Source organism: Methanosarcinales archaeon (assembly GCA_014859725.1).
In the GTDB taxonomy this organism is placed as follows: domain Archaea; phylum Halobacteriota; class Methanosarcinia; order Methanosarcinales; family Methanocomedenaceae; genus Kmv04.
On record JACUTQ010000057.1, the window covers coordinates 1 to 12,486 of the forward strand.

12 protein-coding genes are annotated in these 12,486 nt (G+C 43.1%); 9 read left to right on the forward strand and 3 right to left on the reverse strand.

Annotated features, from left to right (window positions below; all coding sequences use genetic code 11):
* Nucleotides 1–167 precede the first annotated feature (167 nt).
* The 4 genes from IBX40_06390 to IBX40_06405 are packed head-to-tail and all read left to right on the forward strand — an operon-like array spanning nt 168 to nt 4,300.
* Nucleotides 168–1,268, forward strand: a complete 1,101-nt coding sequence (locus tag IBX40_06390) for a hypothetical protein (GenBank protein MBE0523942.1) — start codon at nt 168–170, stop codon at nt 1,266–1,268.
* Nucleotides 1,268–2,437, forward strand: coding sequence for an ABC transporter permease (locus IBX40_06395; protein ID MBE0523943.1), 1,170 nt, complete (start codon nt 1,268–1,270; stop codon nt 2,435–2,437). Before IBX40_06390 ends, IBX40_06395 begins: the two co-directional genes overlap by 1 nt.
* Before the next feature lie 11 nt (nt 2,438–2,448).
* Nucleotides 2,449–3,615 (forward strand): ABC transporter permease, encoded by a 1,167-nt coding sequence (locus tag IBX40_06400; GenBank protein ID MBE0523944.1) that lies wholly within the window; start codon nt 2,449–2,451, stop codon nt 3,613–3,615.
* On the forward strand, nt 3,608–4,300 hold the full coding sequence (locus IBX40_06405; GenBank protein ID MBE0523945.1) for an ABC transporter ATP-binding protein: 693 nt from the start codon (nt 3,608–3,610) through the stop codon (nt 4,298–4,300). Before IBX40_06400 ends, IBX40_06405 begins: the two co-directional genes overlap by 8 nt.
* Here IBX40_06405 and IBX40_06410 read toward each other — a convergent pair.
* Complete coding sequence (locus IBX40_06410) at nt 4,297–4,812, reverse strand: DJ-1/PfpI family protein (GenBank protein ID MBE0523946.1); 516 nt, start codon at nt 4,810–4,812, stop codon at nt 4,297–4,299. The two genes, IBX40_06405 and IBX40_06410, sit on opposite strands and share 4 nt — an antisense overlap.
* A gap of 142 nt (nt 4,813–4,954) precedes the next feature.
* Between IBX40_06410 and IBX40_06415 the strand changes: the two genes are divergently transcribed.
* The 3 genes from IBX40_06415 to IBX40_06425 are packed head-to-tail and all read left to right on the forward strand — an operon-like array spanning nt 4,955 to nt 7,848.
* Nucleotides 4,955–5,911, forward strand: coding sequence for an NAD-dependent epimerase/dehydratase family protein (locus IBX40_06415; protein ID MBE0523947.1), 957 nt, complete (start codon nt 4,955–4,957; stop codon nt 5,909–5,911).
* 7 nt (nt 5,912–5,918) lie between these two features.
* The gene (gene pyk / locus IBX40_06420; protein ID MBE0523948.1) at nt 5,919–7,337 is read left to right on the forward strand and encodes a pyruvate kinase; all 1,419 of its coding nucleotides are present in this window, start codon (nt 5,919–5,921) and stop codon (nt 7,335–7,337) included.
* Nucleotides 7,330–7,848 carry a gamma carbonic anhydrase family protein gene (locus tag IBX40_06425; protein MBE0523949.1) on the forward strand — a complete coding sequence of 173 codons (519 nt, stop codon included), beginning with the start codon at nt 7,330–7,332 and terminating at the stop codon, nt 7,846–7,848. The genes pyk and IBX40_06425 overlap by 8 nt, the downstream gene beginning before the upstream one ends.
* Nucleotides 7,849–7,882: 34 nt before the next feature.
* Here IBX40_06425 and IBX40_06430 read toward each other — a convergent pair whose 3' ends face one another.
* Entirely contained in the window at nt 7,883–9,076 is a 1,194-nt protein-coding gene (locus IBX40_06430; GenBank protein ID MBE0523950.1) for a cofactor-independent phosphoglycerate mutase, read from the reverse strand.
* Nucleotides 9,077–9,197: 121 nt separating this feature from the next.
* Here IBX40_06430 and IBX40_06435 point away from each other — a divergent pair, with 121 nt between their 5' ends.
* Nucleotides 9,198–9,335, forward strand: a complete 138-nt coding sequence (locus IBX40_06435; protein MBE0523951.1) for a hypothetical protein — start codon at nt 9,198–9,200, stop codon at nt 9,333–9,335.
* Nucleotides 9,336–9,406: 71 nt separating this feature from the next.
* Here IBX40_06435 and IBX40_06440 read toward each other — a convergent pair whose 3' ends face one another.
* On the reverse strand, nt 9,407–10,258 hold the full coding sequence (locus IBX40_06440) for an AIM24 family protein (protein MBE0523952.1): 852 nt from the start codon (nt 10,256–10,258) through the stop codon (nt 9,407–9,409).
* Between the two features lie 469 nt (nt 10,259–10,727).
* Between IBX40_06440 and IBX40_06445 the strand changes: the two genes are divergently transcribed.
* Nucleotides 10,728–12,428, forward strand: a complete 1,701-nt coding sequence (locus tag IBX40_06445) for a PAS domain S-box protein (protein MBE0523953.1) — start codon at nt 10,728–10,730, stop codon at nt 12,426–12,428.
* The last annotated feature ends 58 nt before the right edge of the window (nt 12,429–12,486 follow it).

The following is a 12,486-nucleotide window of genomic DNA, read 5'->3' on the forward strand; positions in this document are numbered from 1 at the left end:
CTGTATAAATCCGTGTAAAAATTCTATGATCTAACAATCACTTTCAACATATTTTTAAAGTAATTATCACAATACTTAAATAGCTCCCCCATAACATACTTTTTTGGCAAATACCATAATTATTAAAGGGTAATAATCAACCATATTATTAAAGGAAGGAGATATTCATGTATTTGCGAAAATTGTCCAGTCTAATATTCATAATAATTTCAACCATTATTCTAATCCAATCAGCTTATGCACAAGATATTCAGATTATTAATGTTTATTCTGATCTCGATTCAGCAGATATCACAATTCATTCTGAAAAACAATATTCTGATATAACTATTGATGCCGAATTGATCATTGATGGAGAAGCCCTGAGATCAAAACAGTTATTTATTGAAGAGATTGCGCCAAATTCAGATATAACAAAAATATTATTCTGGGACCTGAATATCCCACCAGGAGGGGCATATCACACAATGATGACCCTTTCCATGGACGGATCTGTACTGGAAACAAAATATTATAATTTCTCATACGGATCACCAACGATTCCCAGAATTTACATCAAAGATATCGTTCCTGATTCCAGTGGGATAAGTGTAATTCTTGCACCATATATAACACAATTAGGCGCAGAACCAATAATCACAGATGTTGAATACATGCTTCTGGATGGTGACACTGTAATCTACCATACCACAGAACGCCGTATCATAGTCGACCAGGCCACACCACTTTCAAAGGACTGGAATGTACGCCTTGAAAATAACCGGCTCTACTCAGCCAGGATCAAAGCTAAGATCTCATCACCAAGAGAAGCAATAATAGCATTATCTGAAGATTTTACTTCAATGGACGATGCCCGCATCACTGAGCTTTTCAGGGATGAGACAGGGGCCAGTGTCAATGTCATTGGGATGTCACAGGTGCCCTATACCGGAAGCATTGTGTTTACTGTTTTAAAAGATGGGGATATTATTGAAGAAATCAAGGAGCAAAGTCCAATCTTAATGGTAGAAGACGATGAGACTATCGAAGTCTCGTGGAAGGAAAGACTTCCACCAGGTATCTATGAACTCGATGTTAAGGTGATAGGCAATGACGGTGATATTCTGGACAAATGGGACACCCTTATAGAGGCAAAACAAAGCAATTATGCTCCTAAAGAGACTCCAACAGCTTCCCCACCGACTCCAGGATTCAATATTTATTTATCCATATTCTCACTTGTAATTCTAATTTTGTTATCAAAGCGGATTGGCCGCTATAACGGGTGATGCCCGTGTATGAACTGTACATAGCCATCAGGCATCTGACATCACGCCGCAGACAGACCATATTTTCTGTGCTTGCGGTCGGTCTTGCAGTTATGATACTCATGTTGTCCCAGGCGATGATGGTGGGTTTTACCGATGAACTGTATGCAAAGACCGTGGACAGGATGGCACATGTGACAGTTGAACCCCAGGAAGGGGAAGATTATATCCATTTGTACCATAAACTCATCGAAGATATCAATGAGGTCGATGGTGTGGTTGGTGTATCACCAGTCCTTGCCGGGCCAGCTACTTTTGAGTACAAAGATAAGAACAAAAATGTGATCATGCAGGGCATCCAGGTTGAGGCCCATGATTCAGTGTTGCACATAAAGGATGATATTGTTGAAGGCAGTTTCAGGGATCTGGAGGTCACGCCAAACAGCGTGGTAGTAGGTGATGCCCTTGCTGAAAAACTCGATGTGGAAATTGGTGATACAATTGATGCTTCATTTCCTGAAGCTAATCCGGTAAACCTGAAAGTAGTGGGTATCTATAACAGCGGCACGCCTCAGGATGAGAGCCTGGCAATTACTTCCATATCCACTGCCCAGGACTTTTTTGACGAGTCCAATGTAGTGAACAGCATTTTAGTCCGTGGAGATGACCGGGAACGGGCACAAGCCATATCAGAGACCATAGATGCCTTTGGGTACCCTGCCGCAAGCTGGAAGGAGACAAATCCCGAGATAATACAGACAATAAAACTGGAAGGAACAAGCAATGCCATCATACTGGGTCTGATAATAGTAATAGCATCTTTTGGAATAATCAGCACCCTATTTATGGTAGTCATGGAGAAGACAAAAGAGATAGGTATGCTCATGGCAATGGGAGTGCCAAGAAAAAGCATTATGATGATATTCGTAATGGAAAGCGGCATCCTTGGATTGCTGGGTGCCGTAATGGGTGTGATCTTCGGAGCGGTGATAGCCATTCAATTGGGATCCATTACTTATGACATAGGAGAGGAAACCTATGCTGGCGTCAACACATTCCCATTTGTTGTGAGGATACAGGATGCAGCCATTATCGTGTTGTTTACGTTTTTGCTAAATCTCATCGCAGGGATATACCCTGCCAGTCGCGCTTCAAAACTTAAACCGGTGGAGGCGATAGGCCGTGAGTGAGGGAGATTGCCATGTTTGAGTTAGATATTGCCACAAGACATATCATGTCACGCAAACGACAAACATTATTTTCCATCATTGCAGTAGCACTGGCTGTGGGAATAATAATTGTCTCAATGTCAATGCTCAGCGGTTACATGAGTATATTGAGAGATTCGACAATAGAGAACCAGGCACATATCACTATCCAGCCTAAGGAAAACGAAGATTACATATACTTGTACCACGGGCTCGAGAACTATATCAATGATCAGGGAGGGGTTGAGGCAGTCTCGTCATATTTCCAGAGTGAAGCTGCCCTGCAGTACAAGCACAACGCAGAAGGAGTGCTATTATATGGCATCAACCCCAATGATGAAAACCGTGTCGTTAACAGGGAAAATGATATGCGATTCGGAGAGTTCGCATCTCTTGAGAATCCTGGAAATTATATAATCCTGGGTTCCAAACTGGCTAAAAACCTTGATGTGGGTATGGGTGATTCTATCACAGCCCAGATTCCGGGGTCGGCACCTACTGATTTTACTATTACAGGCATTTTTCAGACAGGAACACCCATTGATGAAACAATGGCATTTACACATCTTGAGCGTTTGCAGGATTTATTTGGGTCCGGGGATGTGGTTACAGGAATGGGGGTGCGGATTTCTGATGCTTATACTGCTGAAGACCTGGCTAACAGGATTGAGCAGGAGACCGGTTATGACGCAGTAAGCTGGATCGAGCAGAGTGCAGATATACTGTACATACTTGAGACCTCGGATAGTATGGTTTTTTTCTTCTATATAATTATTTATGCTATCTCGGGTTTTGGTATAGCCAATATCCTGATCATGATAGTCATGGAAAAGGTAGGCGAGATCGGTATGTTAATGGCAATGGGTACATCCCGGCGGAGCATAATGCTGATATTTCTAATGGAGGCAGGGATAATGGGTCTGGCAGGAGTTATAATCGGCTGTGCAATTGGATATGTCGCATCACTGGCAATTGCATCAATTACCATACCCGTACCTCCCGAGATATATTTCGGGATGGACCACCTGCCAATAGTAATAGAGTTAGATAACTTCATCATTGCCAGTATCTTTGCCATGGTCATTAATATCATAGCCGGCGTATTCCCGGCCCGGCGAGCTTCAAAAATGGATCCCGTGGAGGCGATTTATAGTGTCTGATAATAAAATAATTGAAATAAAGGACCTGACCAAGATATACGGCGATGGTGTGGAGATAAGGGCTCTTGATGGAGTGAACCTGGATATTGAACGTGGAGAGTTTATAGCGATTGTGGGCCCATCAGGTTCAGGTAAAAGTACACTCCTAAACCAGATAGGGATCCTTGATACGCCAACCAGCGGCACCATCCTGTTAGATGGAATAGATGTCACGAAAATGTCTGATAAGCAGCGTTCTACTACCCGTAACCAGCAACTGGGTTTTATCTTCCAGTATCATCACCTTCTGCCAGATTTCAATGCACTTGAAAATGTGATGATGCCGTTATTGATCAATGGTATCAAACATTCTAAGGCAAAGGAATCAGCACGTATCATGCTGGAGGAAGTGGGACTGGCCGACCGGATGGATCACAGGATGACCCAGTTATCCGGAGGCCAGAACCAGAGGGTCGCTATTGCCAGAGCGCTGGTTAACAATCCCAGTATTGTGATAGGGGATGAGCCTACTGGTAACCTTGATACTAAAGCCAGCGATAACATATATGAACTGCTGCGTAGATTGAACCGCGAGCATAACCAGACCTTTATTCTAGTTACCCACGACGAACGTATGGCTGCCAAGACCGACCGCATCATTCGACTTGTAGACGGCCGTGTTGCTGAAGATTCAGGTCGCGCTTAACCTAATAGCTTAAGGATGGTCTCGCCGAACTTCCGGGCCGCTTCAGGACCGTTGCCAGTAACTATTTTTCCATCTACCGAAACTGATTCGTGAGTGAGATGCCCACCTCTTTGCGTGATATAATCTTCTGATGAAGGAAAAGTAGTAACATTTTTTTCTTTTAGGATACCAGATTCAGCCAGGATCATTGGTGCAATGCAGATAGCAGCAGTCACCTTATTCTGATTATATGCTTCTATTACCAGATTATGAAGCTTCGGGTTCTGGTGTAGTCCATAATCTTCAACCCCACTGCCCCCTACAAATACCACAGCATCAAAATCATCAGCTTTAACATCTGAGATATTAGTCTCCACATTAACCTTTGCCCCTAATTTTCCAGTAGCTATACCGGTTCTGGTAGATGCTACAGTTACATCGACACCTGCATCTTCAAATATCTTTTTTGGAACCAGAAATTCTTCGTCCCTGAATCTGTTTGGGGCGATTACCATTAATATTGATTTTTCCATTTTGAATCCTCCTGAAAGAAAATATTGTGGAAATACGATAAAGAGATTTATGATTTAAGTTATAATTCACAGGTTTGATATATTGATTACGTTTTAATCCAATAAAGTTAAAGATTATTCACACATCTCAGGAAATGATAGTATGAAATTAACCGATAAACATATACTAGTTACAGGCGGTGCGGGTTTCATCGGCAGCCATGTAATAGATAATCTTATCCAGCACAATAAGGTCACAGTATTTGATAACCTGAGTTCCGGGAGGATGGAATTCATCCAGCATCATATTGGTGATGATAACTTCTCATTTATCGAAGGAGACTTACTGGAACCTGATTTGATCCAATCATCATTAGAAGATATCGATATGGTATTTCACCTCGCCGCCAACCCTGATGTGAAACTGGGGGCAGAAGATACTTATGTCCATTTTGAGCAGAACATACTTGCCACTTATAACCTGCTGGAGGCCATGAGAAAAAGTGGGACCGGAAAGGTTGCATTTACTTCCACTTCCACTGTTTATGGAGAAGCCAGGGTGATCCCCACACCCGAGGATTACGGGCCAATGGTTCCCATATCATTGTACGGCTCATCCAAAATGGCCTGCGAGGCATTGATTTCCTCGTATTGTCATACCTTCGACATGTTCGCCTGGATCTACCGATTTGCCAACATTGTGGGAGAAAGGGGTACCCATGGCGTACTTGTGGATTTCATAAATAAATTAAGGGTAGACCCTTTTACACTCGAGATTTTGGGCTCTGGCAAGCAGAATAAATCATACCTGGATGTAGTGGACTGCGTGGATGCAATGGTATTTTGTGTGGAGCATGCTGATGAAATGGTAAATATTTTCAATATCGGATCTGAGGATTCCATTGACGTGGTAGGTATTGCAGATATTGTGACCGAAAAGATGGGGTATATTGATGTGGAATACCGGTTCACCGGGGGTGTGGATGGCGGTGCAGGCTGGAAAGGTGATGTAAAGCTCATGCTACTCTCTATTGAAAAATTGAAAAATCTTGGCTGGAAGCTTCCCCATAATTCACACCAGAGTATTGAGATGGCAGTATCATCACTACTGAAAGAATAATGGAGGTCTGAATATCAGACGCACAAAGATCATTTGTACAATCGGACCTGCCAGTAATAGCGACTCCAAACTTAACAGCCTGATCAAAGCTGGTATGGATGTGGCCCGCTTGAACTTCTCTCACGGTTCACATGAAGAACATATTGATAATATACGCAGGATAAGGGAGATTTCAGCCAACCTTGACAGACATACGGCCATACTGCAGGATCTAAGCGGCCCCAAGGTACGTGTAGGAGTATTTCCAGATGGTGCAGTCAGTCTTGAGAGGGGAGCTGAATTCATATTAACAGTGAGAGATGTACCAGGGAACGAGCACATGGCATCGGTCAGTTACCAGGACCTACCCGGTGCAGTGAAGCAAAATGATACCATTCTGTTATCTGACGGGCTTATCCAGCTCAAGGTTATTGATTCAGATGCAAGTGAGATCAATTGCAAGGTGGAAGTAGGAGGACAGCTATCGTCCCACAAGGGAATTAACCTGCCTGCCGGGTCTATAAAGATACCTTCCATGACACCCAAAGATAGAAATGACGTTGAAGCAGGCATCAAGGAAGGAGTGGATTTCATAGCCCTATCCTTTGTAAGGGAAGCTAAGGATGTAACCAAATTAGAAAACATCATCAATAACAAGGGTGCTGATATCCCGATCATAGCTAAGATAGAGAAACATGAAGCTGTTGAAAATATTGATGAGATAATTGATGTGGCTGATGGGATAATGGTAGCAAGAGGTGATCTTGGTGTAGAGATCCCAGTGGAGAATGTACCTCCCATTCAGAAGATGCTGGTGCGTAAATGCAACCAGGCCGGTAAGCCTGTTATAACCGCCACTCAGATGTTACGAAGCATGGTCGATAATCCCAGACCTACCAGGGCAGAGGCTGCGGATGTTGCCAATGCTGTGCTGGACGGAACAGATGCAGTAATGCTTTCTGAAGAAACAGCTGTGGGCAGTTTCCCTGTAGAAACTGTAAAAATGATGTCAAGGATCACGGCTAGAATCGAAAATTCTGATGATTTTAACAGGACCATGTCCATTCGCGAACTTCCTGAAGGCCATTCCATAGCAGAAGCAATCGGTCATTCGGCCATCCAGATCGCTCAACAGATCGGTGCCGATGCAATTATTACGCCTACCGGTCATGGAAAAACTGCTATGACAGTATCCAGGTACAGACCCCTTATACCCATTCTTGGTCTAAGTTCTGATCATACCATACTCAGAAGGCTCTCTCTTATCTGGGGTATAAAGCCAGTGAAGGTTGATTATTCTGACGACATGAATGTAATCACAGAAATTGTAAAAAATGTGGCTGTTGAGAATGGTTTCAAACAGGGTGATAAGCTGGTGATCACTGCCAGTGTGCCGGCTGGAGGCCAGACCAACATGATTAAAGTGCTGGTGATACAAGATGAATGACAGGATCCGGGGATATGCCGGAAAATTTCCAAAGATGAGTGACCCGATCTATATCGATCCACTTGCTACTGTGATCGGGGATGTGGAACTGGGAGACCATGTAAGCATATGGCCAAATGCAGTGATCAGGGGTGACTCCCTTATCATTCACATAGGTTCATGGTCAAATATCCAGGATAACTGTATGGTGCACGCCGGACCGCATACTATTACTGAGATTGGAGAATATTGCGTAGTGGGTCATGGGGCTATCCTTCATGGTTGCAGTATCGGAAATAATTGCATGGTGGGAATGGGATCAATTGTAATGAACATGTCAAATATTGGAGATAATTGCATAATCGGTGCCGGGACATTGATAACTGAAGGTAAAACATTCCCGTCCGGAAGCTTGATCATAGGCAGTCCCGGAAAAGTAGTAAGGGAATTAACGGTTGAAGAGATCTCAGGTATCCGGCAAGCTGCTGAGAATTATTGGAATACGGCTCTTGGATTTATGCAGGATAAATAGTATAAGAGTATAAGGGAATTTGAAATCCTGGAATTTAGAATTTTCCATTGATAAGATAATTCATTATCCGGTGACCATTCACAATCCCCAATGAACCGTTTTCTACAGAGAATTCATTATATTCGGTCACTTCATCCTTAGCATCATTACTTGATAATACGACAAAGGGTACTGGATCATGTGTATGGGTCCTGAGCTCGATCGGGGTTCGATGATCCGGCAATATGAGAACCTTATAATCATCAAAAGCTGACAGCCCCTTCAGAATAGGTCCTACTATTTTGTGGTCGAAATCTTCAATAGCTTTGATCTTTGCTTCAATATCGCCGATGTGAGCCGCCTCGTCAGCGGCCTCAACATGTACGTATACAAAATCATCTGATCTCAATGCCTGAATTGCAGCTTTGGCTTTGCCTTGATAATTGGTATCCAGATACCCGGTTGCACCAGGTACATCGATCACTTCCAGCCCTGCATACACACCCAGACCTTTCAACAGATCCACTGCTGATATCATGCCACCTGTTAAACCATACATTTCTTTGAGTGTAGGCATAGTGGGTGCTCTGCCCTGTGCCCAGGGCCATATCATATTGCCTGTATTTTTTCCCTTTTTGACACGTATTTTATTAATGTCACTGCTCTCCAGAATTGGCCTGGAATCGTTAATTATTTGAATCAGCAATTCCGAACCCTTGCCGATTGGCAGGAAATCCTTGACTTTCCCACCCACCTGGTCATGGGGTGGGGTGCACTGCACATCCTGGCATTGGCTGTTGGACAGCACAAGGAGGTGACGGTAGCTGATACCTGGATGGAACTTGACCGTGCCGCTGCCCAGTTTTTCATCCACCAATTTGATCAATTCTCCAGCTTCTTGTGTGGTGATATGGCCAGCGCTGTAATCTGCGATTATCCCGTCCTGTTCGGTTATGAGATTGCACCTGAAAGCGATATCATCAGGTCCTAGCTGCACTCCTATGCTTGCTGCTTCCAGGGGACCCCTGCCTGAGTAGTACTTTTTAGGGTCATATCCCAGGATAGATAGATTTGCCACGTCTGATCCGGGAGGCATGTCCGGGGGGATTGTCATTGCCAGTCCGCACTGTCCATTGGAAGCAGCATGATCCATATTGGGTGTATCTGCTGCCTGCAAGGGGGTCAGACCGTTTAATTCTTCCAGTGGATAGTCTGCCATGCCGTCGCCAAGGAGTACTACGTATTTCATTTAAGGTTCACCTGGGGGTAAGACGATTACATGGGATATAAAATATTATATTAGGATACTACAACACTATTGGGCTCTTCTGGAATCATTTAAGTAGTTTAGAATTTAATTTATATCTTCTATGGCAATGTCTAAGAAAGATATGGGAAGGAAGGCCTCTAAGAAAAAAGATGAATTGGCAGAACTTGAAAAAATGGCTGCTACCGGAAGCGGTGATGCAAAGAAGAAACTTGCCAAGGCGAAAAAAAAGATGAAATGATCCTTTGAGGATCGTGAAGATTTTTTTGATGCGGGGTTATAGCTAAAGTTCATTATTTAGTTGATTATTAATTATTTTCTCTTCTTTGTAGTCGTTTCAGTTTGTGTATTCATTGTTCCAGGTGCCAATGACATTTGTGATATACCTTCAGAGGTTGACAATAACTCATAAATTCCTTGTGTAGGTGCAATCCATACTGAACCGGTGCCAGAGAATGTCTGTAATAACCCTTCGCCAGAAACGGATGTTGCAACCCAGGACTTGCTGCTTTTCTCTGCTTTAAATTCGATCCCTTCAGATCTCAATAATGTGAAATTTCCATCAACGCTTAATTTTTCATTATTGAGTTCCATTTTCTGTATCTCAGTAACTGGAACTGGAGAATATAATACTGCAATACCTTCCCCGCTAATCTTTGTTTGAAATAGTCCTTCTCCTCCAAATAATGCAGAGGAAATATTCTTTTGCATTCCTGAACTTATATCCAAACCAGATGTTCCAGCATAGAAGAGCCCTCTGTCCACAATGATAGCTTTATCGTCTTTTTTAACATGGTAGAGAAAAAAGTGACCAAAAGAAGGCTCTAAATATATCTCACCGGCTCCGTGTATTTCATTAACAAAGAATGTCTCACCAGATAGCATTTTTCGTGATAATCCTTTCATAATTCCACCACCTGAACTCGCCTTCATTTTGAGATTTCCTTTCATAAAGTACAAAGCTCCAGGTTCGAGCCGGGCATAAGAATTGTTTAATGTAATTCGTATCATTTTGAGTCGCATTCCACTTTGCGAAGCATAGAACAGGTTGTGTGCGACGCGCAAATCTGCAGAACCTGCAAGTTGTGGAAATTGTAGCACTTCAACAATTGTTCCGTCATCGGTTGATACATAGTCAATAACTTCATACATTTCATTACTCATTGTTATTCTCCTTTTGTTTTTGTACAGTGATGTACCCTGGACTAACTAAGTGCGCTCTGGATTGTCCATGGTCCGACTTTGTCATTATGGGGCGAATGATGTACCTGGGAATATATCATCACATCTAAATGTTAGTTTGTTTTTGGTCGCATCTTACTGTCATTGCCAGAATTATAATGAGGGATAATCTAATTCTAACAAGGTTAGTATTATGTTGTTTGAAGGAAAACTTGCCGAAGCAACATTAAGAAGACTATAAGCTGCGCTTCAGTCTAAAAGGAGTTGACAGCACATCAGTTTAGAAAGGCGAAGCTGTGAGATGCTTTGAATAAAGAGGACAGGTTGGAAGAAAGTGATCAATATAAAAGAACATGATGCCACAGATGATGAGATTGAGTAATAACATTTATCAATGTAGGTCACCATAAATTAATGCACATGATCATTATTAATATGTATATCAAATGTTATGCAGAATGAAGATGATAGATCACAGGAAGAACTCCTCCTTGAAATTGAGAAACTTCGCACACAATTAGCAGAAACTGAAGAGCGCGGCCAGCTGCACTATGAGGCTTTACTCGCGCAGGAACAGGTAACCACCATCCTCGAGATCATCACTGATGCATTCCTCATGTTCGACAACATGTGGAAAGTAATCCACATGAATCAAAAGGCAGAGCAACTCCTGCGTATAAATCGCGATGATCTCGTCGGCAAGGTATACTGGAATGTGTTCCCTGATACTGTGGATACGATCGGCTACAGGGAACTTCACAGGGCTATGGCTGAAAAGGTCGAGGTCAGTTATGAGCAGTTCTACCCGCCACTCAATATGTGGTTCGAGGCACGGGGTTATCCTTCCAAGAATGGTGTATATTTTTTCTTCATGGATATTACCGAGCGCAAGCAGATGGAAGATACGCTGCGCAAAGCACACGATGAATTGGAAATGCGGGTTCAGGAGCGCAAGCTGGCAGAACAGGAAATACAATATCTTCAGCGCTACAATCGGGGATTAATTGAGGTAAGCCTTGATCCTATGGTAACTTTCGATCAGCAGGGAATCATCATGGATGTGAACGAGGCCAAAATTCGAGCTACTGGCAGAACTCGGGAGGAATTGATAGGAACACTGTTTGCTGATTATTTCACAGATTCCGAAAAAGCATACAAAGGAGTAATGTTGGTTTTTGAAACAGGAGAGATCCATGATTACGAACTGGTCATGGTAGCCAAGGATGGAACCGAGACCATTGTTGCCTATAATGCTTCGGTCTACAAAGATGAGACAGGACAGGTGGTTGGAGCATTTGGCGTTGCCCGTGATATCACTGAGCACAAGCGGACTGAGAAATCGGTCTTAGAGAGTGAGGAGAAATTCAAGGCTATAAGTAGTTCGGCCAAAGACGCTATCATCATGATGGATAATGAAGGCAATATTTCCTACTGGAATGAAGCAGCTGAGAAGATATTCGGGTATTCAGTTCAGGAGGCTCTGGGTAAGGAATTACACATATTTCTCGCACCCAAGAAATATCATGACTCCTATAGACGCGGCATTCTCATATTCAAAGCAACTGGCTGTGGGCCTGTCATTGGCAAAACGCTTGAGCTAGAGGCGGTAAGAAAAGATGGAACTGGGTTCCCAATAGAGCTCTCTGTTTCAGCGGTCAAGATAGAGGAGAAGTGGCACGCTATAGGGATTGTCAGAGACATCACTCAACGTAAGAAAGCGGAGGAGGAGCGGGAAACACTGATCAGAGAACTTAAGGATGCACTTGCCGAGCGCAAGAAGGCACAGCAAGAGTTGGAAGAAACAATCGAGCGTTTAGAAGTATACACTACACGTGTCAATAGCTTAATGGTGACCATGCTGGAGCAAGCCACAGATAAAAAAACGAACGTTGTAATCCTGGACATATCTGGTGTGGCGGTAGATGTTGAAATTTCTGAACCTTTAGTCAACATAGCACGACTTTCAAGGCTACTTGGTGCTACATGCATTGTCACAGGCATCAAATCAGAAGCAATGCGCAAGCTAGCTGATCTTGGCATAACCTTAGCTCCTATCACTACAGAACAATCACTAAAGGAAGGTCTGCGATATACGATAGCAATCGTGGAAGAGAATGACGATAATGGCGGGGGAAAAGAACCCCTAACCTAACTCCATGCGTCATCGGTTAAGCCCACCATTCCTCCCTGAACCTATATCTGTTCACATG